Consider the following 26647-nt stretch of genomic DNA (forward strand, 5'->3'; position numbering starts at 1 on the left):
AAACCCGTTTATTTCCGCTACGGTGGACGCTTTCGCGGGCTTGGCTTCAGTCTCCTCGGGCCAATAGGATGTTGGTCACGAAGACGTTGCCACACGACGTGGCGTTCTTAGTCTTCGTTCCATGTGCTCCTGCGGTATCATACTAGAACCCACTCCTTAAAATGCCGGGAATACTGGATTATTGAACTAAAATTATATGCTTTCTTATCTATTAAAAGAGCGAACCGCTAGAGGTCCGCTCCTTTTTATCTTTTAGGTAAAAGTTGATCGTTTATTTCGCTGTTCTCATCAGGTTGACCAAACCATGAATTCATTTTGTTATGAGCGCGCTGTTTAGTTGGTTCATCGATATGCGAAAGTACTTGATATAGTGCATATGCAATAATACTAGCATCATCCACCAAACCGATAACTGGAATAAAATCTGGCATTACGTCAATCGGTAAAATCAAATATCCAAGTGCCCCTAAAATGGTAAGTTTCGCGGATTTTGGAACTGCTGGATTTTGAGCGGTGAAATATAACAACAAACTCGTATAAACCGTTTTCTCCCCAGCTTTTTTGCTATATTTCAACAGTTTACTCCAAAACTTATCGTCAAAATAGTGAATGCGGGAACTTTCTATCTGTGCTTGTGGGTCCAATTTGTGTAGCCATTCATCTTTATTGTCTTCATGCTTGTTCATTTCATAGCCCCCTTTTTATTAGTATGTCGGTTTGTGTGGTAGTTTTCAATGTCTACCTAGAGGAAGTTATTAATAACTAGTTGTAGGATAAGTAGAGCTGTTACTGTTCGTAATATTGGTTTCACATACTTTGGGTTTATTTTCTCAGCAATTCTCACACCTAGTTGAGCCCCAGTTATTGATCCAGCCATTAAAGCAAGAGTCAAAGGCCAGATAATGGAGCCAGATGAAATATAACTAATTGCTGCTCCGAAGCAACTTGAAAAAGTGGCAAGTCTCACTAACCCGACTGATTTCACATACGCAATGTTCAAGTAACTAAACAAATATAGCATTAATGTACCTTGTCCGGGTCCAAATAGACCATCATAAATACCAATTCCAAAAAGTCCTGGTCCACTGACGCGTGTCAGTTTTAATGGTTCTACACCTGTGAAACTTCCTTTTCCAATAAATGATGTTACAAAAGCAAACGCTAGAAGACATATAGCCAGTAAATAAAGATTACTTGCGGATAAAGTAGAAGCGATAAAACCTCCTGTGAGACCTCCACCTAAACTAATTGGGATTATCCAAAGAGAATCCTTCAAGGATATTTGTTTTCGTTTATACAACGTGAAGAAACTGAAGAAAGAACTTACTGTGTTAGATACTTTATTTGCTCCAATGGCTGAATGAATTGGCAAACCTAGAAGCAGCATTGTCGGCAAACTAATCAAACCTCCCCCACCTGCCAGTGTCCCAATTGTAGTCGCAGTGACTCCAATAAAATACAGTAAAAGATAATCCATAGTCGTCACCTAGCTTTCTTGTTACTTCCATTATACTCAGAGTCTCCTACCGAGAACATGACGGTGATATAATGAGATACGATAAGAAAAACTTATGACAAGGGGAATGGATGATTATGTTTGCAGGTTCAAAAATTCGTTTAACAGCGATCAGAAAAGAAGACCTACCTAAATTTCGTCAGTGGAATAGTGTTGAATCCTTTGGGCGCTTTTATAATTCTTCTCCAATTCGCGAAGAATCCGAGAAGAATGCCAACCAATTAATTGATGATCATTCAGATCGCAGTTATCGTTTTGCTATTCGCCCGCTTGAGTCTGAAGATTTTTTAGGCGTGTGTGCGATCGAAGAAATTGTTTGGTCACATCGTGCTGCATGGATTTCAATTGCTCTGGGTCCTGATTTTCATGGCAAAGGGTTTGGCAAGGATGCCATGCAATTGTTAGTGAGATATGGGTTCAATGAACTCAATTTACATCGCTTGTCTCTAACTGTATTCAGCTATAATCAAGCGGCTATTAGTCTTTATGAGTCCCTTGGATTTAAACATGAAGGTACGTATCGGGAGTTTATACAACGTGATGGCAAACGCTATGACATGCATTTGTACGGATTGCTAGCTTCAGAATATTTTCCAAATAGGTTGAGGTAAGAAGATTTTTTTAATTATCAGCTAATATTAATCCCATTAATTTTGATTTATTCCTGTTCACACTTGGTTTATTCCTGTTCGCAATCTCTTTATTCCCGATTAACTTGTGTTATTCCCATTCGCCCAATTCACACCATATTAATACCCCAAAAGACACTGAGTGTAAGGGGCTATTTGGTTTGATTTTCGCTACGCTACTGTTTGTGAGGTGAAACATTCGTTATGGAGATCCTTACACAATAAAAGAATCTAACCACCTAATAAAAATAGGATGATTAGATTCTTTATTTTCTTTGCGAAGGCATCCTTTTGTTATTCTTTTGAACGTGTAAAACGTTCATATAAATTTCGTATAGCGGACGTAACGCTCAATAAAAATACAAGGATTAATACGATTTGAATGATAACAATCAACCAATCTGGGAAGTAAAGGACACCTGTCGTTAGCAAGTGGTTAAAGCCCATAAAAATTAACACGAGTCCGACTAATGAAGCTATTAATATACCAAAAATAGCTACTAATTGCAGGAATGATAATTGTTTAATTTGTTTTCGCATGCGGATTAACTGCATCAAGATAACGAAAAAGAACAAGGTGAAGGATATATACGAAGATCCAATATAAATGGAATTTAAAATATAGAAAGCTAAAATGATACTAAGTATTAAACTTTGATATTTATCGAAAAATGTTAACATTATAATTTCGCTCCTTTTTATGTATTACGCCCATAGCTTTTAAAATTTAATTTTTGGAAACTAATTGGTAAAAAATCCGCTTAATGAAATGAGGATTGACATGTTAACATTATATATTACACGACACGGACAAACCGAATGGAACGTCCAATCACGTATGCAAGGATGGGCAGACTCCCCATTGACTGCAACTGGAGTTTCAGCGGCAATACAATTAGGCAAGCGTCTCCAGGATGTCCCGCTCCACGCCGTATATAGTAGCACAAGTGGCCGTGCAATTGATACTGCTCAACTTATTATAGGGGAACGTCATATTCCTCTCATTCAAAAAGAAGATCTACGAGAAATTAATGTTGGTGAGTGGCAAGGAATGCTTTCTAGTGAAATCGAGCGCGATTTCGCGGATCAAGTAAAAACATATTATAAACATCCAAACCACTTTGAATCGACTTCTGGTGAGAATTTCCACAGCTTAAAAGAACGTGTGTTGCGTACAGTTGAAGAAATTTCGACTACACATCCAGCTGGACATGTGTTGATTGTGACTCATGGTGTTGTGAAAAAATGTTTAATTAATCATTTCACTGGTGCACAGCTAGATTCACTTTGGGATCCACCATTCATTCACGGAACAAGCCTTACTATGATGGAAATCGATAATGAAAGCCAGAAATTTACCATGATAGGCGATATGTCACATGCTGAAGAAGCGAGGAAACCTACTAAAGCGCAATAGCATTTTTTAAAGGGCTTTAATAGCAAACAAGCCAGTTTATCAATTTCGACTGGCTTGTTTGCTATTAATGCTGTCTTATAACATTAGTTCACTTGGATGTGAGATGAGTTTGAGTTATACCATTTACTTTAGAGGTCATAGTGATTCCTCCTCGGTTCTTGCGTAGCGACTTACCGCGCACAACTCTTTCGCATACTTGGTTCCAGCTAATATAATAATTTCAACGGATTGACCAGTTGATGGAGAGTGAATCATTTGGCCATTACCATAATAAATCCCAACGTGTCGAACTTTGTTTGATCCTTCATTAGCAAAGAATAATAAATCTCCAACTTCCCACTGACTAGTGTCATTTAAATCAATTTCTTCACCATGCTTCGCTTGGTCATCTGCATCTCGTGGAATGAAATAACCATGTCCTTTAAACATATTGTAACTAAATCCAGAACAATCATAGCCATATGAAGACATACCACCCCAAAAATAAGGAATATCTACAAATTTAGAGGCACATGACACTACTTCCACACCGATGCGTTCAATGAAGGATTCAATACCTGGTGCACGTTCGATATCTTCGCTTAAAATTAGTGCATCTCCGTGTGGCGTATGGACTACCGTATGATCATCTAGATCATCGATAACTGGAAGAATGGTATTAAAAGGAACAACTAATAAAGGTTCTCTATGCTTCGAAAAAAGTTGCACTTTTGGGAGACGTACTTTTGCATAGCCGAAGTCAGAAATACGTTCCATTTCTTTAAGCTGAGCAAGAGGAATCCATCCAGGATAGCCTCGTTCGTCTTTTTTAGAAAACTGCCATATACAATTCACTTTCGCCCAGTCCCCGACGATTTCGTCAATTAACACTGGTTCACCGTATAGCACTTGAGTTTGGACGCGGTTATCCTCGCATAAATCAAGCAAGTCCTCATAATTTAACGCTTCTAGCCATTTCGGCAAACGAACTGGATTCTCAAAACCCGGTGCATCTATTTGACGTACTGATTCAGGTGATGTCCAAACCGTTGCAACTGCAACTGAACACACCCATGTTGTCGATGAATGATATATCATATGAAAAATCTCCTTATCTATCTTTTGCGATGTAATCGTTTATTCATTAATTCTTTATTTAATCCCAGTCCAGGCTCTTTAGAAAACTTGATATTTCTACCATCATAGATGATACCACCATCCACTACATCTTCAGCAAGCATTAGCGGCGCATCAAAATCAAAGCGGGTCACATTTGGTTGACTTGCAGCAAAATGTGCGGCTGCCGAAATACCAAGCTTTGTTTCTATCATACTGCCTGTCATGCATTCTACTCCATAGCTTTCTGCTAACGCATTTATTTTCAACGCTTGATAAATGCCTCCAGCTTTCATTAGTTTAATATTGATTAAATCGGCTGCTCGCATCTGTAAAACACGCAGGGCATCTCTCGGAGTAAAAATACTTTCATCTGCCATGATTGGCGTATGTGTATGTTGTGTTACATATTGTAAGCCTGTAATATCATATGCTATTACAGGCTGTTCGATCAGTTCAATGTCAAGACCTGCATCTTCCATTTGGCCAATTGCTCGGACCGCTTCTTTGACTTCCCAACCTTGGTTCGCATCAAGTCGAAGTTTAGTATCATAGCCAATTTTTTGGCGAATCGCCCGAATACGCTCTACGTCTTTTGCGATATCATCGATGCCTACTTTTATTTTCAACATATTAAAACCTTTTGCTACATAACTTGCTGCATCCTCAGCCATTTCTTCCGCATCATTAACACTGACGGTGAAATCGGTCTCAAGCGTATCGCGATATCCTCCAAGCAATGTGACTAAAGGAAGCCCTGCAAGTTGACCCAGCAAATCATGAATGGCCATATCAATTGCCGCTTTTGCACTTGAATTGCCAACCATTGAACGATGCAATTTTTGGAATACCCGCTCTGAATGATGTAAATCCAGTCCAAGAAGTTGAGGACCCATTACATGATTAATCGCAAATTGAATACTCCCAAGTGAATCTCCTGTAATAACATGAGTTGGTGGTGCTTCACCCCATCCGACAAAGCCATCTTCAGTCGATATTTTCACAAAAATAGATTCAGCTATTATAACAGTACGTAGCGCTGTTTTAAATGGTTTTGTGAGTGGTACCGCAATGGAAAAAGTTTCTATCGAATGTATGATCATGTTTATTCCCCCAGTTTATTTGACGCCTGGTAAAATCGTCAATGTTTTACTATCTCCATCTAAACGCGCTTCCACTCCAAGGGGTACTGCAAAATGTGGTTCACAGTGACCTATTTTAAAGCCTGAGACAACTGGCTTTCCTAAGTCACCTAGGTAGTGTTTCAACACTTCAGTAAGAGTTAATGTTGATTTTTGGTTTTTGGGTTCTGCCTTAGCAAAATCTCCAACAACAAACCCCACTGCGTCATGTAGCTTTCCTGATAAACGCAATTGATTTAACATGCTATCCACTTTATATGGTTCTTCACTCACATCTTCTATAAACAGTAACTGCCCACGTGTATCAATTTCATATTTAGAGCCAAGCGCACTAACAAGTAACGATAAATTCCCTCCAACTAACTCCCCTTGTGCAACTCCTCTACTTATGGTCGTTAATGGTGAAATATCTTCTGTATAATGCAGTTCAATTGGTTCGAATAATTGTCCAAACATGCGAGCAGATAATTCATGGAACGTATCTTTTCCGACATCCGATGCGAGCATAGGTCCGTGGAATGTGACAACATTGGCGAATTGCCCAATCGTTGTATGTAAATAGGTAATATCACTATAGCCCCATAAAATCTTAGGCTGCTCAGACATTAATTGAAAGTCGATGCGGTCCGCATAGCGAGCTGCTCCGAAACCTCCTCCTGCGCAAATAATACCTTTGACGTTTGGATCCGTCAGCATATCGTGTAAGTCTTCTAAGCGTTCGTCATCCGTACCCGCTAAATAGCCATTAATTTTTTCTACATGTTTCCCCATTTTAACGTTCAATCCTAATTGTTCTAAAAATGCGAGCGAACGGTTTAAGTTCTCTATGTTAGGTGGACTTGATGGGGCAATAATCCCAATGGTATCCCCTTTTTGTAATCGTAATGGTCTAGTGCGCATGCGTGTTGCTCCTCTCTTCTGTCTTACATACAAGTTATATATCTTTAAGTATAACTTTATTAACGATAGAAGTGTGCGGTGTTAAATTTCCACATTAGCAAAACGTTGTTTGGCTCGCTAATTCCACTTCCACTAACATGGCACGGTACGCTTCCAAAATATCTTTTGCTTCAAATTTTACAATTGTCGTCCCAGGTTCTATTTCACATCCCGGCATAAGCGCTGCCCACTCGGCTTGGCCATAGTTCGTAAATTCAATTCGTAGTACTGGATTTTTTGGTGGTATGAGTGGTTTTACCAAATGTCGATTGTCTACCGCTTTTTGAATTTCTTCCGTTAATAATGCCTGTGACTTTTTGGGATGCATCGTTTTTACCGCTTGGCGTGTAATCGATTCTTTCACTGCAACTGTCGTAACATTTGGAATGAGTGCTTCCGCTTCACGGCATGCCCCATCGTCACCTGCCACCAATATGACTGGTACCCCAAAATGACCTGCCACATATGCATTGAACCCAAGTTCTCCAATTTCCACGTCATTTATGTAGATGTTGCGGACGCCAAAAGTCATAGAGTGACTCATGACTCCAGGTTGACCAGCTCGCGCATGATATCCAGCAAAAATTGCCCCATCGTATGTTTCATCCAACGCTTGTACCATCGAGTAAGGCTTAACTCCACCCGTTATAAGCATCGCTTCTGGATGTAATTCTTCTACAAGTAAGTTATTCATTTGCGAATGACTATCGTTCACCACGATCTCGGTGGAGCCTTTTTTCAGTAAACCTTCAATAATAGCATTTGCTTCATTTGTCATGATACGACGGGCGTGTTCATAGTTGTGTTTCTTCGAATCTACGAAAGTGTGATCAGGTAAACCTGTAATCCCTTCCATATCGACTGAGATGAAAAATTTCATATTCTTGATGTCCCCCTCATACAATGATACAGAATTTTATTTTTCAAGAAGTATCACTAATTATATTAAGAGTAATGAAACTATCTGAATATTTCAATACAATTAAGATTTTTCTGTTTTTACAGATAGTATCAGTTGACAGATTAGTCTAAACATACTACGATAAGAACAACTTTTTTGTTCGGGATTTAGGCAGAAGGTGTCGGAAGCGACATCGCCATTAAGAATACGAGCTGAGTTTAGCAGAGAAAAATCGATGACAAAGATTAGTAGCGCAAGTGAGTCTTGTAGAGAGTCAGCGGCTGGTGGAAGCTGATAGTCAACTTGTTGTGAATGGCCTTTGGAGAGTTTCCCAGAATGTAAGTATGGGAAAACGTGTGATCTACGTTACAGGTCCTAAAGTGAAAGCCAAATATTGGTTTTTAATTTGAGGTGGCACCGCGGTATTCCGTCCTCTGTACATGAATTTTTCTGTTCATGTACAGGGGACTTTTTTGTTTTTCGGAGTGCAAATGAGCTGAGTAGAGGAGAGAAATTTATGCAAACAAACTTACTAAAAACTGCACGTGTGACGATAAATGGGGATACTTTATCTCCCATCGCTATATTCAAAAGATTACAAGGGACACGAAAATTTTTACTTGAAAGCTCGTTAAAATATGAAGCATCTGGTCGCTATTCCTTTATTGGAGCAAATCCCGTGAAAGAATTTCGAGGGTCATCTCGTGAGTTAGTGGAGACTTCCCTATTAACTGGTAAAGTGATTACACATAGTGGTAAACCAATAGAATTATTAAAAACCTTACTACCCGTTGTAGAGGAAACGAATGAGTTTCCATTTAGCGGGGGTGCGGTTGGGTATATTGGTTATGATACGATCGCCCAATATGAAGACATCGGTCCCGCATTACCTGATGATAAAAAAATGCCTGATATTCACTTACTGGTTTATGAAACAGTCATTGTTTACGATCATCTTAAACAAGATGTCACCATTTTACACACAGGGTCAACTCCAAGTGAAATCGAAGAAATCGAGCACCAACTTGCTATAAAAGAAATTGAAGAAGTATCTACACAAGCAAAACTTACTTTCACATCAAATGTGACGAAGGAAGCCTTTATGGATAACGTCTTGCAGGCAAAAGAATTAATCCGCGCTGGAGATATTTTTCAAGTTGTTTTATCTCAACGTTTACAAGCGCCTTTTTCTGGTGATTCATTCGCATTATATAGAAAACTAAGAAAACAAAATCCTTCTCCATATATGTTTTATGTTGATTTTGACGAACATGTAGTACTCGGTGCTTCTCCTGAAAGTTTGATGAGCATTCAAGGAAAACGTGTGACTACCAATCCAATTGCAGGCACGAGACGACGAGGACAGACTCCAGAAGAAGATGTAAAACTTGAAAAAGAACTTCTCGCCGACCCAAAAGAAATCGCTGAACACCGGATGCTAGTAGACTTAGGTAGAAATGATTTAGGTCGAATTAGTGAAGTTGGCAGCATCCATTTGACAAAATACATGGAAATCGAAAAGTATCAACATGTTATGCATATCGTTTCTGAAGTCGCGGGTACATTAAGTGGTGACCAACACCCTTTAGATGCACTCGTCTCATGTTTACCAGCGGGTACGGTATCAGGGGCTCCTAAAATTCGTGCCATGCAAGTTATTCAAGAAATGGAAAATGTGAAGCGCGGCGTTTATGGTGGGGCAGTTGGTTATATCGGGTTCAATGGCAATATCGATATTGCGCTAGCTATTCGAACATTAGTGGTTAAAAATCAAACCGCTTACGTCCAAGCTGGTGCCGGAATTGTTTATGATTCCAATCCACAAGCGGAATTTGAAGAAACATTACACAAAGCGAAATCCTTACTTGAGGTGTTGTCATGATTTTACTACTGGATCACTACGATTCATTTACTTATAACTTATATCAAAGCCTATCGATGCTCGGTGAAGATGTAAAAGTTGTTCGTTATGATGAGATTACTATAGAAGAAATCCGTCAGATGAACCCTAAAGCCATCGTCTTATCACCTGGACCTGGTTCGCCAAATGAAAAGTTACATTCCCTATCAATAATCAATGAATTTTATAAAACGGTGCCCATGCTTGGCGTTTGTTTAGGGCATCAACTGCTCGGCGTAGCATTTGGAGGAAAGATCAAACGTGCCACACAAGTAATGCATGGGAAAATATCTTCAGTTCGTCATTCACATGCAGGAATGTTTGCATACTTATCGCAGCCTTTACCTGTTATGCGCTACCATTCACTCGTGTTAGAAGACTTACCAAGTTGCTTTAAAACTACCGCCATATCAATGGATGATCAATGCATTATGGCAATACAACATGAGGAATACCCTCTTTACGGTTTACAATTTCACCCGGAATCCATAGGGACTCGAGATGGTGAAAAAATCCTTCAAGCCTTTTTAACAGATATAGCTTAAACAAAGCTTAGCAGAGGAGAGATTGAGATGAGAAGATTTATAGACAGTGTACGTGCAGGTACTTCACTAACGTACAACGAGATGAGAGAAGCAACGAACACCATGTTTTCAGAAGATATTAATGCCGATGATATCGCGAATTTCTTAACCGCACTATCCATAAAAGGCGAAACAACAGAAGAAATTGCGGCACTAGTTGAAGTGTTAAAAGACAACGCTACCCAAATTCCTGTAACTTCCCCTTCCGTGTTTGATAATTGCGGGACAGGTGGCGATGGTTCGCAAAGTTTTAATATCAGTACAACTTCTTCCTTTGTACTAGCAGGAGCCGGTTTAAAAGTCGCTAAACACGGAAATCGTAGTATTTCTAGCCGAACTGGGAGCGCCGATGTATTAGAAGAACTTGGAATTGCTTTAGATTTTCAACCACGCGAAGTGAATGAATTACTGAAGCAAACAAATATCGCCTTTTTATTCGCACCACATGTCCATCCAAAAATGAAACGAATTCAAATCATTCGTAAATCTTTAGGTAAACCGACCATTTTCAATATTATTGGTCCGTTAACAAATCCCGTCTCTTTATCCTCACAAATGGTCGGAGTTTATCGTCAAGACAAACTAATGGATTTAGCCGCTGTCCTCCATCGTATCGGTCGAAAACGAGCGATCGTATTAACTGGTGCAGGCGGCATGGATGAAGCATCTCTAGTTGGAGACAACCACCTTGTTCTAATGGATGAAGGAGAATGTATTCCATTCACTCTAAATGCTCAAGAAGTAGGCTTATCCAATGCCCCGCTTGAAGCGATTCGCGGTGGAGATGCAAAAGAAAACGCGGAAATACTAAAAAGCGTTTTACGTGGAGAACCCTCAGCTTATCTAGATACAGTCTTGTTAAATGCAGGGATTGGTTTATTCGCAGCAGGTGTCTCGTCAACCATTCAAGACGGCGTTCATCAAGCCAGAAAAAGTATTCAATCCGGTCGGGCGCTTAGTGTCATGGAATCGGTAGTTGCTTATAGTCAAAACCGAAGTCACCTGGAGGTAAACGCATGACTATTTTAGAGCAGATTTTAGAAGTTAAAAAACAAGAAGTTGAAGAATTATTGAAACAACGACCATTTAAATTGACCCAAGCACCTGTAGAAAAGCCTTCCTTATTCAAGACATTATATAACGCACAACACTTACACGTGATCTCTGAAATTAAACGTGCCTCCCCTTCTAAAGGGTTAATTGAAGGAAATGTAAACCCTGTACAGCAGGCATTGGCTTATGAAAGAGCTGGAGCTGCAGCGATTTCCGTGTTAACGGATCAACAATTTTTTAGAGGATCTATGGCAGATTTACAAGCTGTATCCGTAGCTGTTGGGCTCCCTGTTTTATGCAAAGATTTTATTATCCATCACTTGCAAATTGAGCAAGCTAAACGGGCTGGTGCTTCTATTATTCTATTAATAGTGGCTGCACTTGAACAAGAGAAGCTTCACGAGTTGTTTGATTATGCTACAACTCTAGATTTAGAAGTTTTGGTAGAAGTTCACGATTTAGAAGAATTACAAAGAGCATTATCGATAGAGGCCAAACTTATTGGTGTAAATAATCGAAATTTAAAAACGTTCGAAGTTGATTTGGCTAGAACAGCAGAAATTGCTGCACACTTCCCTTTTCATGAACAGCGTGTGTTAATTAGTGAAAGTGGAATTCAAGACGCTGCTGATGCAGTAACTGTTTCACGAGTTGGTGCTCGTGCAGTACTTGTCGGTGAAACATTAATGCGTAGTAAAAACATTGGTGAAACATTACGTTCGTTTCACGTGAAACATGGTGAGGTTTGATGACGAAGGTTAAAATATGTGGATTAATGGAACTTGAACACGTAAAAGTAGCTGTACAATCAGGTGCTGATGCAGTTGGATTTGTATTTGCCAAAAGCCGTCGACAAGTAACAGTTGAACATGCGAAGTTGCTTGCAACAGTAGTTCCTATTGGGGTTTTAAAAATTGGTGTTTTCGTAAATGAGACTTTAGAAGAAGTGGAACGCATTGCGAGAGAAGTCCCTCTAGATGTGATTCAACTACACGGTGATGAAAATCCGGAGTATGTTCGCAGAGTTTCCTTACCAACTATTAAAGCGCTATCGATAACGACTTTAGAAGATGTAAAGAACGCTTCCCGATTTGATGTCGATTATTTTTTATTTGATGCACCAGGTGTTGAATTTCGTGGAGGTTCAGGGCATTCATTTGATTGGACACTACTTGCGAAGGCGAATATTTCCAATGACAAAGTCATCTTAGCAGGCGGACTGACTGAAAACAATATAAGTGAGGCAATCCACATCGTAAAACCCTTTATGGTAGATGTATCAAGCGGCGTCGAGACAGAGCAACATAAAGACGGCGTCAAAATTAGAACCTTTATACGTACAGTTAAAGATGAGGAGAGATAAGGATGACGACAACTTATAATCAACCTAACGCAACTGGTCATTATGGTCGATTCGGTGGACGATTTGTACCTGAAACCTTGATGCAAGCAGTGATTGAATTAGAAGAAGCCTATGAATTAGCGATTAAGGACGAACAATTTTTAAAAGATTTCCGTTATTACTTAAAAGATTATGTTGGGCGAGAGAACCCTCTTTACTTTGCAGAACGCTTAACGAAAAAAATGGGTGGCGCAAAGATTTATTTAAAACGTGAAGATCTCAATCACACTGGTGCACACAAGATTAACAATACCATTGGCCAAGCTTTACTTGCCGTTCGTATGGGTAAACGTAAAATCGTCGCTGAAACTGGCGCGGGTCAGCATGGCGTGGCAACTGCTACAGTCTGTGCACTGTTTGATTTGGAATGTGTCGTCTTCATGGGCGAAGAAGACGTTCGTCGTCAGCAATTGAATGTTTTCCGTATGGAATTATTAGGGGCAAAAGTTGTTACCGTGACACAAGGTAGCAGAACGTTAAAAGATGCGGTAAATGAAGCGCTTCGTTACTGGGTGACGAATGTTGGTGATACTCACTATATTATGGGATCCGTACTTGGCCCTCACCCCTTCCCTAAAATTGTGCGTGATTTCCAGCGTGTCATTGGCGATGAAACTCGTAAGCAAATTGTTGAAAAAGAGGGTCGTCTACCCGATGCAATCGTTGCTTGTATAGGCGGCGGTAGTAACGCCATGGGAATGTTTTATCCATTCATAAATGATGAAGATGTAAAATTGTTCGGTGTCGAAGCTGCCGGTTCAGGATTAGAAACTGATAAACACGCTGCCACATTAACAAAAGGTTCTGTAGGAGTGTTGCACGGAGCTCTCATGTATTTACTGCAAGATGATGCAGGTCAAATTCAAGAAGCTCATTCCATTTCAGCAGGGCTCGACTATCCTGGTATCGGACCCGAACATAGCTACCTACATGAAAGCGGCCGTGTAAAATATACAGCCGTAACTGATGACCAAGCTCTAGCGGCTGTAAAAATGCTTGCTCAAACTGAAGGTATCCTCCCCGCTCTTGAATCTGCACATGCGATTCATTTTGCTGGTGAATTGGCTGCTTCGATGAGCACAGATGAAATTGTCGTAATTTGTTTATCAGGACGTGGAGACAAAGATGTTGTCACTGTCCGTGACGCCCTTGGAGGTGGATTGAATGACTAAATATAAATTACAAGACGCGATTGAAAAACAAGTTGCAACTGGTGGTCGAGCCTTTATTCCGTATATTATGGCCGGTGACGGTGGACTATCGAAACTTCGTGAGCAATTACTATTTCTTCAACAATCTGGTGCAACTGCGGTAGAACTCGGTATACCATTTTCTGATCCTGTCGCAGATGGACCGACGATTCAAGAAGCAGGTAAACGTGCTTTAGCTGAAGGTACAACGTTGCGGGGAGTGTTGGAAGAAATCGGGCGTTTACATGATGAAGTGACAATTCCAATTGTCTTGATGACCTATTTGAATCCAGTGTTTCAATACGGCATCGAGGCGTTTGCAAAGGATTGTGCAAAAGTTGGCGTGAGTGGATTGATTGTCCCAGATTTGCCACTTGAAGAAAGTGCAATGGTGCATGATGAATTTATTAAACACGATTTAGCACTTGTCCAATTAGTGAGTTTAACAAGTCCAGCCGAACGAATCGAACGTATCGCAAAAGCTTCAGAAGGCTTCTTATACGCCGTAACGGTAACTGGTATCACTGGTGCCCGAGCAGAATTTGCAGCTAACGTCGGGGAGCATTTAGCGAATTTAAAAGAAGTAAGTACCGTTCCGGTCATGGCTGGATTCGGGATATCCACGCCTGAGCAAGTTCGAGAAATGGGCAAACTAGCCGATGGTGTTATTGTAGGCAGTCGAATTGTCGATGCTTTACATACGGGTGATTTGGATAGTATTCGTGCGTTAATTGCTGCCTCTAAAGCAGTGGAAATCATTTGATAGAAACTAGTTAGACCTCCTGCGCTCGCGCAAGAGGTCTTTTTTTAGGAGAAAATTGGGTGTAGCGGAATAAACATTGGCTGTAGCGGATTAAAACCCTTGCGTAGCCGATTAAACTAACAGTGTAGCGGATTAAACTGACTACTTTGCCGAATAAACTCATGGTGTAGCCGATTAAAACTGGATTAGCCTATATTATATGTGATTGCGATGTTTAGGTAAGGATGAATCTGGTTTTTGCTTTGTAGAAAGCAATGGAATTCATTTTATCGTAACTAGTAACCTCCTGCGCTCGCGCAAATTGTTCTGCACGAAAAAAGCATCGCTAAAAGCGATACTTTTTTCTCAATCTGGTTTCATTCAAATTTGATATCCCCTGATTTCTTAATGACACGTCCAATTGACGATTCTAATTGATTGATTGGGTCGTGATCACGTATAGCCCCAAAATCAAGACCTGTCATCACTTCAATTTTGGAAATTGGTACTTGATAAGTTTTATATTCACCGTATGCAAATTCCAAATCCTCAGTAAGATTTTTTTGAGTCTGCAGATAAGCTGTTGCAGATAAGCTCCCATCTTCCTTAACAATTACAGCTATTTTCCAAAACTCTGCAGGTATCTGAATTCCTCTATAAGTAATGTCATCTACCTTAAAAACTGGTCCTGTAAACACTGTCACTTTAAGATTTGAGTTTTTAGCATTGTGTAAAATATAATTCTCCAGATCCAGCCAGCTTTTTTGATTCAGATTACTGTGCTGTGGAGCACAATTTGTAAAATGGAACGTATCCTTATTCGCCTTTTCCGCTGACTCTCCCCAATTAGGATCGCGCCTGCGGACAAGATGTCCCCGATCAAGCGGATTATTTTTATATAATTCAGGTCCGCATTGGTACTCTATTTTAATGCGAGAATCGAAATACCAATTATCATTACGTTCAATATCTATCAATTGATTACCGTCAATATTTACCACCGTATAATATGCTAAACGGCGTGACTTGCTCATGACAATTGAAAAGTTCGTATAATTGAGCACATTGCTTCCGTCTTGTAACTGAGCAATATCATCTTCAAGATCAGACATGAATGTCGGAAGTGGCAATTCATGTTCGTCACCTAGAAATCTCGCGTCATAACCGGTCGAACCTTCATACCATGAGGCGCTTAAATCCTCAACTACCATCTCTTCATTAGTATACTCAGGGACTTCACACCCCTGCTCGATAAAATTAATTAATAATTTTTGAGCATCATTTAAGTTTGAACATTGTTCCGTGACAAACTGGAGAATACTACTGATTCGAATTCCTTCATTGGCTATGAATTCAGCCGGGTTCTTTGGATCGGGAACTCCCGCATGGTGGAGGGAGATTACGATCCATTCGTCATTAAATACAGGTGAACCGGAAGAACCAGGCATGGTGTCTGTTGTGTAGTGAATATAATTGTCAAATACATCTAAAATTTGATTCTCTCTGATTGCTACAGCTTTATGTGCTCCAGAAGGATGTTGAATAATTGATACATATTCACCAACCAAAGCTTTCCCTGTTTGCGAGATGAGAGGCAAGAACCCAAAATTACTCACTTTTGTGCCATCATCAGACACTTCCTCTATAGCGACTAATGTGAAATCAAGCTTCTGATCCGTAATAAAGAAACGTTCTGGTGTTAAACGGAAGCTTTTCATGGGACGTTCGTTTAAATCAAGATCAATTTCATAGTTAAATTGCGCGACACTGGACTGAGCGGTATCATAGTTCTCCAATACATGATTATTTGTAAGCAATAAAGAAGGTGAGACAAGAAAGCCTGTACCGTACCCTAGAACTCTGCCTATACGGTCACGGATTTCGATTCTACAAACAGAAGTGGCAGCTTTTAGACCCGCTTCAAGATAAGAGATAGGAAATAAATCTTCTCGGCCAATAATACGCTCTATCGCAAGTCCATCACGTGGATTAATAATCGATTTTCGTAGGGCGACTCGCTCAGGCGTATCTACTTCCAAAGGATTTTTAGATTTCAGTTCTCTGGCCATTCGTTCCCGTTCATCCGAACGCAAAATATAACGCTTTAATGCTTGCTGTTGTTGCAACTCTAAAAGATTCATATTAAACTTTTGAAATTCGTCAAGTTGTTTGTTAGACATTTTTATCCTCCTTGGTATATTAATAAGAGATAATATGAGGTTATATACAATTGAATTGAAAACACTAGCCCATTTTTCACGCCAGTTGTACTTGTTTTGAGATACAATTCAATTTACTTTTGGATTTTCTTTAGTGTTCTATTATTAATGAAAATTAGATACAGAGAAAGTGATTGATTATTACCTCTCTAGTTACTTCTCTAATTCAAATTGTTTTTCCTTCCAAGAGACTGTTTCTTTTAATTCTTTTGTGTACTTTAATGTGAATTCAAAGTCTTACATGCTTCCTTCTTAGTGTAGTAATCTAAAATTAGATCAATAAAACAGTCTTTCTTCATTAATTTGTATTCATTTTCTCAGCGAGCAGATAAAAAAAGCAACCCCAATGAACTTGCCACATGGGTTGCTACTACTTATATTAAAACACTGTTGTCGTTGTAATAAATTTTAATCTCCTTTAATCCAAAGTTTGATTTATTTCAAAAAAATAAACTCTTGATATTCGGATTTTATCATTCTCCCCCACACTAACTTTGGCGAATTTATTAAAAAACATTAAAAACTATGGCGTGTTGGTCACTTTAAAAATTAACATTGTATTCGATATTGATAATACTCCTGAATAAATTTTTTTTCTTCGGGTAAACCAATTATTAGGATTTATTATGAAAGGATGAGACATGTGAAATTTAAAAAAATATCAATATTCACAAGTTTAATGTTAGCTTTAACTTTGATATTAGGGGCTTGTGGAAATAAGGCAGATGTTACAAAAGATATTACAAATAATGATACGAACAATGACATCGAAGAAACGGCACCTGGTGAAGATCCAGCTGATACTGGTGAATCTTATGGATTTAAAAAGTTTGAACTCGAAGTTGATTATTCAGACCAAGAAGAATCGCTGGAAGTGAACTATGAGGAAAAGAAAGATTCCACTGATGCCAAGTATAAAAATTTAGGGAATGATATCACTCTGGATGCGGCGGATGACAATATTGATGTCGATGGCGACGAAGCAATGGCACAATTGAGACCTTTACTGACAGCACTTCAATTAAAAGAAGATATGGTTGATGAAGAAATTCTTTCCCAAGTCATCAAAACTTTTAATATTGAGGAGAATTATACAGAGATTGAAGTAGACATCACATGGTTTAATGATGAGAAAAGCAAAATTGAAGTGACTAAATAGGAAGAAGTCAAACTTCAAAAAGAGAGATTCGATTCCTTAATTTACTCTATATTTATTTGCCTACCTTCTGTATATTACTTTTGGAAAACAACTGAATATCAATGGCGCAGTTGTTAGCTAGGAATTACTGAGCTAATAAATAATTAAGGAAGCTTTCTTAATTATGTCATTATAATGACGTATGTTAAAATCGTGATGTACATCACACCTAATCATTAGATAAACCCTTACGATTAGGTTGTTAAGAAGAAATACCCATTTATATAGAGGAGGAAATCAATATGAAAAAATTAATTATAAGCACTATGTTTGCTTCATTATTATTAGTATTAGCAGCATGTGGTGGAGACGATGCAGCTAAAGAAACTAAAGACACTACTGACGGTGGAGAAAGTTCAGCTGCAAATACAGTAGAACTAGTAGCTTCTAATTGGGAGTTTGATAAAGAAAGCTATACAGTTCCCGCTGGAGAAGTAACAGTTAAGCTTGCAAATGAAGAAGGCTTCCACGGAGTTAAGATTGTTGGAACTGATTTAGTAATTGATGGCGAAGGTGAAGCTACAGCTACACTTGAACCAGGTGAATATGAAGTGGTATGTACTGTACCTTGTGGTGAAGGTCATGAGACGATGACAACTAAGCTAATTGTTGAGTAGTACAACCTGCAAAGGTATTCATACTTTTTGCATCTGAATGCAGCGTGTCTTCACGCTGCATTTTTTTATTTGTCTATAGAAATAATTCAATATTTTTTTTATAAATATCTATGAAACTAAAAAAAGCCTGATACACGCTGATTTCCGTTCCGAGTGGAAGCGTTGCGTGGGCGTGCGGAAAGCGTCCATCTGGAACGGAAAGCAACGGGATACTTGACTAATCGTAAGAAAAGACTGCCGTGAAAAGTCAGTTTTAATGAATTTCTGGACAGTCCCGCGACAAATAAATCAATCAATTATAGCCGACTAAAATTCTTCACCAACGTCATTTGACAAAGACCCTTTATCATTCAACACTCAAAAATGATATTAATTCCCAAAAGCCCTTAACCTTGGTTAAGGACTTTTTACATGAAAAAGTTATCCATTTAAGTTAATGTATTAATACACATACACTTAGTGACTGAAAGGATGAGAGACATGCAAAAACAAATTAAATTAATTAATCGTCCAAAGGGCACACCTACAAAAGAAGATTTTAAGATGGTAACTGCACCAATTGGTGAAGCGTCTGAAGGCGAAGTACTGGTAAGAACTGTTTATATTTCAGTCGATCCTTATTTACGTGGACGCATGAATGATACGAAATCTTATATTGCTCCGTTTGAATTAAACGAAATGATTTCAAGTGGTGTTATTGCTCAAGTAGTATTTTCCAAGTCGACACTTTTTAAAAAAGGTGATGTCGTTCTAGGGGCACTGCCATGGCAAGAATACAGTATTGCAAACGAAAATACGGTTCGCAAAATTGATCACTCTCGGGCCCCTGCCTCCGCTTATTTAAGTGTGCTAGGTATGACTGGATTAACGGCTTACTTTGGTTTACTGGATATTGGGAAGCCACAACAAGGTGAAACGGTTGTCGTTTCAGGAGCAGCAGGAGCTGTTGGTTCAATCGTTGGACAAATTGCGAAAATTAAAGGTACTCGAGTTGTCGGCATAGTTGGTTCAGACGAAAAAGTGAAGTTTTTAATCGATGAATTAGGATTTGATGCAGCAATTAATTACAAAACTCAAAATGTGGCTGAAGCATTACGTGAAGCATGTCCGAATGGCATAGACGTCTATTATGAAAATGTAGGCGGTGAAATTGCCGACGCTATCTTCCCACTGTTGAATAATTTTGCGCGAATTCCTGTGTGTGGTGCTATTTCTTCCTACAATAACGAAAGACCAGATTTAGGACCACGTGTACAGGGTTATTTAATTAAGACGAGCTCATTGATGCAAGGCTTTACTATCGGTAACTACTCGCCTCGTTTTGGCGAAGGTGTAAGTGATTTAGCAGGTTGGTTAAAAGAAGGAAAACTGAAGTATGAGGAAACAGTCACAGAAGGTTTTGACCGTACAATCGACGCATTCTTGGATCTCTTTATAGGTAAAAACCTAGGGAAAGCCATTGTGAAAGTATCTGAAATCGAAAAATAGATGAATAGAAAATGGGACTGTCCTAAAAGTCAAAACATATGACTAAGGGCAGTTCCCTTTTTTATTTAGCGGTTGTAGATTACCGTCGCAACGCACTTTCATGTTTCGAAGCTAGCGCAGCGATTCAGAAACAGACGAACGCTTTGCGAGGAGTAACCGCAGAAGGACCTGGTTTTCTTACAATCTTCCACTCCAATCAACCATACTTTCACCTTGTTCAAAACGGACAAATATAAACTTGGTGCAATGTTCAAATATAGGTATAGAAAAACATTCATTTTTCTACACTTATTTTGTAGTAGAGACTTATTAAACAGCCCCATTTGTGTAACTAGCACATTTCAATATTTCTCATTCTCCTATACAATTAAGCTATCAATGATTGGAGGCCTATACTATGAGTGAATTTGATCGGGTACAAGAAACAACCTCTTTTCAATCGGTTGAAACGTTAAAACAACAATTACATACTCTTGATATAAAGGCAGGAGACGCCATTATGGTCCATTCATCTATTAAATCGATGGGTTGGATTGCTGGCGGAGCAAAAGCCGTTATAGATGCATTGATGGAAACCATTACTACGGAAGGTACCATTATCATGGCAGCACAATCTGCGGAAAATTCTGAGCCCTCTTATTGGATGTTGCCACCTGTTCCGAAAGAGTGGCATGACCCAATTCGTCAACACACGCCCGCATATGATCGACATTTAACACCTCTACGTGGAATGGGAAAGATTGCGGAATGTTTTCATCGCCACCCGAAAACCATACGTAGCAATCATCCCGTTCATAGTTTTATGGCATGGGGTAAACATGCGGAAGAATGGATGAGTGACCATCCCCTAGAAGATTCATTTGGTTTGGGTTCTCCCCTAGGGAAAATTTTAAATGAAAACGTCAAAATTCTTTTACTAGGCGTTGGTTATGATTCATGTACAGCTTTGCATCTATCTGAGTACTTGCTTGAACATAAAACGTATACCAATCAAGGAGCAGCTATGTTAGTTGACGGCGAACGTCAATGGATTGAATACCAATCTGTCGATGGGGATTCGGATCGTTTCCCAGAGCTTGGTGAAGCATTTGAGAAAGCACATCCTACTGCAAGTTACGCAGGGAAATTAGGTCAAGCCGACTGCCGCGTCGTTCAGATAAAGCCTCTTATAACCTTTGGTGAGGAGTGGTTGAAAAACAATCCTCCAGAAGATATTATGCAAACTTTGAAATAAATAAGTAAAGTCCGTAGAAACATGAAAAGCTGTTTCTGCGGACTTTTACCGTGTCTATTCATTTCTAATTTCTGTACTTGGATTTAAGTTAAAACGAGATGTAATAAGGTAGATGGCCATAATAAATAATAAACCGCCAGCTATTAAAAGATATTTGAAGCTATGATTAACAACAATAGTTGTTTCATACTCACTTGATAATCTATCCTTTTCGATTGTAATTTCCCCATTTTCGGATTGAATAAGGATATCATCAACTTTCACTTCATTAGATGATTGCTTTAGGTCAAGCCATGTCGTATTGGGATAAGAGTTTAATATACTTACTACTTCCTTTAAAGTATCTAACCCTAGATATGGATGATAGAAAGCAGCGAAATAAGAATCTGAATATTGAGCGATGTCATCACCTTTAGCCTTCATATTCTTAAGACTTAATTCATATGGATTAGTAGGATTTTTAATGTCTTTATCAATGTAGCCCATTGTTTCAGGAATTAGTTTCATTCCATGTAAGAAACTAGGTTTTCCGTCAGTAATTAAGCTATAGGTACTTTTTCTTGATTGATCTGTAATTTGCAACTGTCCTACGTATGTTGAAAAATGTTCTGCAAGTATTTTATAACCAGCTTGTGACATAGCATAATGCGATGGTTCAAAAGCGAGTGGATACAATCTATGTGAAATCATTTCCTCTACACCATTTTGAATTGCATCACGAATATACTTTTCTTCATATTGTTCAAGTTTTTGTTGTTGAACCTCATTAGTAGGAATAACTATTTTATCATCTTGTGATTGATACACCGGCCGATTATTATCAACGTCCCAAAATTCGAATCCTTCTCCTGTTTCACTATCTCTATATTGATGTTTGTATCCGTGTAAAATAAAACTCGCACCATTTTTTTGCATATATTGCAATACCTTAACCAACTCTGGAACATCTGCTAAGTTAATCTCTTCTTGTGTCTTTGGTGATGTGTATACAGGGATAACTGTTACTAAATAAGGGATGTTCTGCTCCTTCAAGTATACGGCAATTTCTTTAAGATTTGCTGCGTCTACTTTCGGATGGATATCTTCTAATCGTAAATATTTTACTCTCTCACTATTCGCTTGTTTCCCAAAAACTTCGTATAAGGCTTCCCCTATTACCATGCCTATAGGATTATGGAAGTTAGTAGTACCAACATAATATGAATCATTATCTTTAATGATTAATGGTTTCGTATCATCCCCACTAGCTAAAACTTCTTGATTTTTTCCTACTACTTCTATTTTTTTAATTATTCTTTTTTCTTCTATCTCCGTTCTAATGGATGATTTTGGTATTGAAACGGAACGGATCATTTCATTCTCAGAAGTCTTCACAAACGCAAATCGCTTTTTTAATTGTTCTACATTTTTACCGAAGAAGATAACTTTCCCTTGAAAATTTTCCATTTGATTAATAAGGTCAGTAGAAATCTTCTTATTTATTGTACCTACATAAAATACGTGCGTGTATTCATCTAATTTAATTGACTCTTCATCAGATTTAACTGTAATATCACTTGTAAAATTACTAATAATCGTATCTAGTATACGAACTTCAGTTATATCATTTGAAGTAGATATTATTAATGCACGGTCTTGTTTTTCTGCAGCTAAAGCGCTGAAAGGAAAGAATAAGGTACTCATTAATACGATTAACACCAAAGTTAATTTATTCTTCATAGCTTACAATCACCCCATGAACATAATCAAAAAAATGTGTCTTTGAATCAGTTCTATTACTAAAAAAAGATGACTTTCTTTTTAAAATTTCTTTCGCTATAGATGGCTGAGTCTTATTGAAATAAAGAACTGCCAGCGCATAAACTGCGCGAGATTCATAATTTACCGTTGGCTCACCATTTTTTTTATTATAGCGACCATTTATTAATTTTCTTTCGTCCCACTGTTTTTTTAGCCATCCATGAAATTGAGGATTTTCACAAGATTTATCTATACAATATGTGGCAATAAGTAGTTGATCGACCATATGTGCCTCTTCTGATGAAATTGGTTTATTATTTTTAATCGTTTGTTCTTCTGCAAAAAACAAACCATCTATAGTCGGCGAAGGATATCTGTCTAGTACAAGAATCTTTAAATAGTCATCATGTAAATAACTATTTACCATTGTTGGTGCTGGATATTTCGAGTTCCAGTCGTAATAATGAGGAATTTGATTATTAATAATTTGATATTCCTTAATAGGTTGCGTTAATTCATCGGCTAATATTCGATACTCTTGACGATCGAATATATCCGCAGCTTGCCTTAGAATATGGATAATTCGAATATCATCTATAAATGCATTAACAGAGATATCTGAACCAGTTTTCCACTTCATAAAGAGTTCGTTATCAACTTTAACGATAAAAAATTTTTTTAATACCTTTACTTGGTCATTAAAACGCACCTTTTCTTTTCGTTGTAAAAGAAGTTCCATATACAGCCCTGTACTCTCAAGAAGGTATTCTGGCTTGTCTGTTTGAGAATAATTTTTAATTAAACCTTCATCAGTCGCATATTTCATTTCAATAGTTTCGATTGCATCTAAACTTTTTAAATTAAGATAGATCATGGCCCCTCCAATACTGAAAATCAGGATAATTACAATAGAAAACTTTTTTTTCATTGAACATGTTCTTCTTTATAACGCTTCGTTTTATCCCAAGCAATCGTTTTACCGCGTACACGGTTGATTGAATAAGAATAGATAGCACGAAATAGAAGTATCAAAAATAGTTGTGAATAAGTGAAGTACATAATCATGCCTACTATTAAATTAATAGCTGATGTATTTTTATTAAATATCATACTACCTACTATTTGGAACGAAAATACCAAATAACTTAAAAACCAAATCATTATTAGTGGTTGCGTCATTACAGGTAAGTCCACACCAGTTAAACTTAATACAAACCAAGTGTTTGAAAAAAGTAACATAATGACGAAAAAGAAATAGGTTAATAAATGTTGTCCCGTATGATACAAAACTTTTCCCCGCCAATATGTGGGATCATAAAATAATTTCTCTAGTAGATACAAGTTCCCAATTAACCATCGAGTCCGTTGTTTAATAAACGCTCTTAGATTTTCAGGTTCTTGTTCCCAGGTTTCCGCTTCAGGTACAATTGGCAAAAGGTAATCTTTAGCTGTAATACGAATGGTCAGTTCAGCATCTTCTGCCAACGCGTATGGATCATATCCACCTACCTCTTCAATTACCGATCGCTTCAATAACATATTTGTCCCTGGAAGTGATCCTGTTTTAAAAAGAGCCCAACGGCCGCATTGCATTAGTAATTGAAAGACTTGAAATTCAATTGAAATCATTCGTGTTAATAGATTTTTTTCTTGATTAATTGTACGAACATAACCAATTGCACCCGCTGCGTTGGGAGTCTGTTCAGCAACCTCAACCAGTAGCTTTAACGCATCATGGTTTGGTTGATTATCAGCATCATAGATAATGAAGTAATCTGATTCGGTTATGGACAGACCATAGTTTAATACGCGAGATTTTCCTTTTGGATTCCCGTCAGATACTTGAACATAGTGACAATTTAAAAATGATGATGAAAATTCTCGACCAATTTCAGCTGTTTCATCGGTGGATTGATCATCAAGTAAGTAAACATCCATTTTTCCAGGATACGTGAGTTTTAACATGGCTTCCAACGTGTTTCTAATAACAATTCCTTCATTATGCGCTGGAATAAGTATGGCCACTGACGGATAGAAGTCTAATTTTTTCCTAATGATCTTTCTTTGTCTAAAGTAAATTCCTGCTATCGTTAAGATTGAATAATAAATCAGCAGAAATCCAAAAAATATGATGACACTAAGTAAAATTATTTTCATGCAAAACTCCCTACCTTTAAATGTGATTTCGTGTCTTGTAGGTATTCAACTCGCTTCGTAGTGAAATTTACAGGGAGTTCAGTAATGTTTACTTTTCCTCTTAATTTATCTATTACTCGAGATTGCACAATCTGACATCCGTCTTCGCTTGTATTTTGTAAGAAAACAAGAAATGTTGAAGTGTCTGTCAGGGTGAAAAAGTCAAACTGATCTCTCGTGCTATCCTCAATGACTTCCGCCAGTATCTTCTTATATATTTGTTCCTTATTCTTTTTTACATTTACACTTATTTGCATTAAAAAGCCCATTTCATTCCTTCGTTTTAATCCTACTAAATTAATTGACACTCGTTCTGAGAATTCTTTATTCGTTAGTAAACGAGAGTGGGTACTCACAAACTTTTGTAATTCGAAGTTTTTTAGTTTTTCAAACTCTAATGTTATTTTCAACTTCTGAAGATGATGAGCTGAATACCAAATAGAAAGAATAGACACAAAGTAAACAATATTCAATAATACAAATTCTATCTGCTGTTGTTGCAGATAATTCTCAGTAAATGCCAGACCTGTTAAAGTAAATCCATACACCAGAGTAGTAATAACAATAAACATAAATGACCAATTCCATTTTATTAGGAATAGAATGATAATCATGCTAGCCAAAACAACGATATGTATCAACACAAGGGATTGCGGTAAGAAATAAAGTGCAAACACTTGAGCGTATACAAAGAGAATAAACGGTATTGCAATTAACATGTTATTTAGATACCTCATTTAATTCCCTACTTTCTAGTCATGTTTTTTATAATTAAATGTTATCAATTTTTAGGCTTATCGAATCTATTTCTATATCTCCTCTCTAAATTATTTAATAAACGATCAAACTATTTATTGTCCAATCTATTTTATTTATGACACCCATACAATAAACTAGATAAATCAAAATTAAGATGAAGCTGCGACATTAATAAATCCTTATTAATACCAATTATATACATCATTATAACTATATAATTCCGTAATTTTTGTCGCACTGTGTTATTCATATAGTTCTATTTATGCATTATAAACTCTAAAGTTGTCGAATTTTACCTTTATGCCTATTTTTTTGGAGTTCATGGGAAAATAGAATGTTTATATCATGTCCCTTTCCATAAAGAAGCAGAATCACTGAGCTGTGCATCTCCTTTTATACTCCAAGCAGGATTCGGCTAGTCACTGCTTAATTAAATTATAGGAGATTGTATTATTGTTATCCTCACTCAGAAGTGTGCTCTTTTGAAATCATTTGTCTACTGAATCATTCAACTTTGGGTACTCTTTTCTACTACTCTTGTCTAGAGAAGGTATACTTTTGTACCGAATCAATTCTTCTTTAGAGGGGGTAGTTTGAAATAGTTTTAATATTTTACAGAGTAGAGGGATTGCTGGAAGAGCAATAACAATAGGAGAAAATCCAATCGTCATTCCTAATATAGGTTC

At 37.9% G+C, this 26647-nt stretch carries 25 protein-coding genes and 1 other annotated feature; of the genes, 13 read left to right on the top strand and 12 right to left on the bottom strand.

Features of this window, described 5'->3' with window-relative positions; all coding sequences use genetic code 11:
• Window positions 1-245 precede the first annotated feature (245 nt).
• A complete protein-coding gene (locus E2636_RS17350) occupies window positions 246-686 on the bottom strand; it encodes a YkvA family protein (protein ID WP_134211511.1) in 441 nt (146 codons plus the stop codon).
• 56 nt (window positions 687-742) lie between these two features.
• A complete protein-coding gene (locus E2636_RS17355; RefSeq protein ID WP_134211513.1) occupies window positions 743-1477 on the bottom strand; it encodes a sulfite exporter TauE/SafE family protein in 735 nt (244 codons plus the stop codon).
• Window positions 1478-1593: 116 nt separating this feature from the next.
• Between E2636_RS17355 and E2636_RS17360 the strand changes: the two genes are divergently transcribed.
• Window positions 1594-2127, top strand: coding sequence for a GNAT family N-acetyltransferase (locus tag E2636_RS17360; RefSeq protein WP_134211515.1), 534 nt, complete (start codon window positions 1594-1596; stop codon window positions 2125-2127).
• 312 nt (window positions 2128-2439) lie between these two features.
• Here the strand turns inward: E2636_RS17360 and E2636_RS17365 are convergent, their stop codons facing one another.
• On the bottom strand, window positions 2440-2826 hold the full coding sequence (locus E2636_RS17365) for a hypothetical protein (protein ID WP_134211517.1): 387 nt from the start codon (window positions 2824-2826) through the stop codon (window positions 2440-2442).
• Between the two features lie 100 nt (window positions 2827-2926).
• On the opposite strand from E2636_RS17365, the gene E2636_RS17370 reads away from it, so the two are divergent.
• Window positions 2927-3562, top strand: coding sequence for a histidine phosphatase family protein (locus E2636_RS17370; protein ID WP_134211518.1), 636 nt, complete (start codon window positions 2927-2929; stop codon window positions 3560-3562).
• A gap of 135 nt (window positions 3563-3697) precedes the next feature.
• Here E2636_RS17370 and E2636_RS17375 read toward each other — a convergent pair whose 3' ends face one another.
• The 4 genes from E2636_RS17375 to E2636_RS17390 all read right to left on the bottom strand — a co-directional run bounded on the left by E2636_RS17375 (window position 3698) and on the right by E2636_RS17390 (window position 7618).
• The gene (locus E2636_RS17375) at window positions 3698-4639 is read right to left on the bottom strand and encodes a C40 family peptidase (protein WP_134211520.1); all 942 of its coding nucleotides are present in this window, start codon (window positions 4637-4639) and stop codon (window positions 3698-3700) included.
• A gap of 17 nt (window positions 4640-4656) precedes the next feature.
• On the bottom strand, window positions 4657-5760 hold the full coding sequence (locus tag E2636_RS17380; protein ID WP_134211522.1) for a mandelate racemase/muconate lactonizing enzyme family protein: 1104 nt from the start codon (window positions 5758-5760) through the stop codon (window positions 4657-4659).
• Window positions 5761-5775: 15 nt separating this feature from the next.
• The gene (locus tag E2636_RS17385) at window positions 5776-6699 is read right to left on the bottom strand and encodes a S66 peptidase family protein (protein WP_134211524.1); all 924 of its coding nucleotides are present in this window, start codon (window positions 6697-6699) and stop codon (window positions 5776-5778) included.
• Window positions 6700-6793: 94 nt separating this feature from the next.
• Window positions 6794-7618 (bottom strand): M55 family metallopeptidase, encoded by an 825-nt coding sequence (locus tag E2636_RS17390; RefSeq protein ID WP_134211526.1) that lies wholly within the window; start codon window positions 7616-7618, stop codon window positions 6794-6796.
• Window positions 7619-7865: 247 nt separating this feature from the next.
• Window positions 7866-8077: a binding site (T-box leader), on the top strand.
• 79 nt (window positions 8078-8156) lie between these two features.
• Here E2636_RS17390 and trpE point away from each other — a divergent pair.
• From trpE to trpA, 7 genes are read left to right on the top strand one after another with little or no spacing between them, the layout of a single operon-like run.
• On the top strand, window positions 8157-9521 hold the full coding sequence (gene trpE, locus E2636_RS17395) for an anthranilate synthase component I (RefSeq protein ID WP_134211528.1): 1365 nt from the start codon (window positions 8157-8159) through the stop codon (window positions 9519-9521).
• The gene (locus tag E2636_RS17400) at window positions 9518-10084 is read left to right on the top strand and encodes an anthranilate synthase component II (RefSeq protein ID WP_134211530.1); all 567 of its coding nucleotides are present in this window, start codon (window positions 9518-9520) and stop codon (window positions 10082-10084) included. Before trpE ends, E2636_RS17400 begins: the two co-directional genes overlap by 4 nt.
• Window positions 10085-10111: 27 nt before the next feature.
• Window positions 10112-11143, top strand: coding sequence for an anthranilate phosphoribosyltransferase (gene trpD / locus E2636_RS17405; protein ID WP_134211532.1), 1032 nt, complete (start codon window positions 10112-10114; stop codon window positions 11141-11143).
• Window positions 11140-11925 (top strand): indole-3-glycerol phosphate synthase TrpC, encoded by a 786-nt coding sequence (trpC, locus tag E2636_RS17410; protein ID WP_134211534.1) that lies wholly within the window; start codon window positions 11140-11142, stop codon window positions 11923-11925. Before trpD ends, trpC begins: the two co-directional genes overlap by 4 nt.
• On the top strand, window positions 11925-12539 hold the full coding sequence (locus tag E2636_RS17415; protein WP_134211536.1) for a phosphoribosylanthranilate isomerase: 615 nt from the start codon (window positions 11925-11927) through the stop codon (window positions 12537-12539). The genes trpC and E2636_RS17415 overlap by 1 nt, the downstream gene beginning before the upstream one ends.
• Before the next feature lie 2 nt (window positions 12540-12541).
• Entirely contained in the window at window positions 12542-13750 is a 1209-nt protein-coding gene (trpB, locus tag E2636_RS17420; protein ID WP_134211538.1) for a tryptophan synthase subunit beta, read from the top strand.
• Window positions 13743-14531, top strand: coding sequence for a tryptophan synthase subunit alpha (gene trpA, locus E2636_RS17425; RefSeq protein WP_134211540.1), 789 nt, complete (start codon window positions 13743-13745; stop codon window positions 14529-14531). Before trpB ends, trpA begins: the two co-directional genes overlap by 8 nt.
• 356 nt (window positions 14532-14887) lie before the next feature.
• Here trpA and E2636_RS17430 read toward each other — a convergent pair whose 3' ends face one another.
• On the bottom strand, window positions 14888-16690 hold the full coding sequence (locus E2636_RS17430) for a DNA/RNA non-specific endonuclease (RefSeq protein WP_134211542.1): 1803 nt from the start codon (window positions 16688-16690) through the stop codon (window positions 14888-14890).
• 673 nt (window positions 16691-17363) lie between these two features.
• On the opposite strand from E2636_RS17430, the gene E2636_RS17435 reads away from it, so the two are divergent.
• The 4 genes from E2636_RS17435 (at window position 17364) to E2636_RS17450 (ending at window position 21266) form a co-directional block, all read left to right on the top strand.
• Window positions 17364-17888, top strand: a complete 525-nt coding sequence (locus E2636_RS17435; protein ID WP_134211544.1) for a YusW family protein — start codon at window positions 17364-17366, stop codon at window positions 17886-17888.
• A gap of 281 nt (window positions 17889-18169) precedes the next feature.
• Window positions 18170-18544, top strand: a complete 375-nt coding sequence (locus tag E2636_RS17440; RefSeq protein WP_134211545.1) for a cupredoxin domain-containing protein — start codon at window positions 18170-18172, stop codon at window positions 18542-18544.
• 471 nt (window positions 18545-19015) lie between these two features.
• Window positions 19016-20032, top strand: a complete 1017-nt coding sequence (locus E2636_RS17445; RefSeq protein WP_134211547.1) for an NADP-dependent oxidoreductase — start codon at window positions 19016-19018, stop codon at window positions 20030-20032.
• Window positions 20033-20429: 397 nt separating this feature from the next.
• On the top strand, window positions 20430-21266 hold the full coding sequence (locus E2636_RS17450; protein WP_134211549.1) for an AAC(3) family N-acetyltransferase: 837 nt from the start codon (window positions 20430-20432) through the stop codon (window positions 21264-21266).
• A gap of 54 nt (window positions 21267-21320) precedes the next feature.
• On the opposite strand, the gene E2636_RS17455 is transcribed toward E2636_RS17450, so the two are convergent.
• The 4 genes from E2636_RS17455 to E2636_RS17470 are packed head-to-tail and all read right to left on the bottom strand — an operon-like array spanning window position 21321 to window position 25921.
• The gene (locus E2636_RS17455; protein WP_134211551.1) at window positions 21321-22985 is read right to left on the bottom strand and encodes a DUF2334 domain-containing protein; all 1665 of its coding nucleotides are present in this window, start codon (window positions 22983-22985) and stop codon (window positions 21321-21323) included.
• The gene (locus tag E2636_RS17460) at window positions 22975-23934 is read right to left on the bottom strand and encodes a hypothetical protein (RefSeq protein ID WP_134211553.1); all 960 of its coding nucleotides are present in this window, start codon (window positions 23932-23934) and stop codon (window positions 22975-22977) included. The genes E2636_RS17455 and E2636_RS17460 overlap by 11 nt, the downstream gene beginning before the upstream one ends.
• On the bottom strand, window positions 23931-25163 hold the full coding sequence (locus E2636_RS17465) for a glycosyltransferase family 2 protein (RefSeq protein WP_134211555.1): 1233 nt from the start codon (window positions 25161-25163) through the stop codon (window positions 23931-23933). The genes E2636_RS17460 and E2636_RS17465 overlap by 4 nt, the downstream gene beginning before the upstream one ends.
• Entirely contained in the window at window positions 25160-25921 is a 762-nt protein-coding gene (locus E2636_RS17470) for a hypothetical protein (protein ID WP_243840697.1), read from the bottom strand. The genes E2636_RS17465 and E2636_RS17470 overlap by 4 nt, the downstream gene beginning before the upstream one ends.
• Window positions 25922-26647: the final 726 nt, after the last annotated feature.

Source organism: Paenisporosarcina antarctica, assembly GCF_004367585.1.
Classification (GTDB): domain Bacteria; phylum Bacillota; class Bacilli; order Bacillales_A; family Planococcaceae; genus Paenisporosarcina; species Paenisporosarcina antarctica.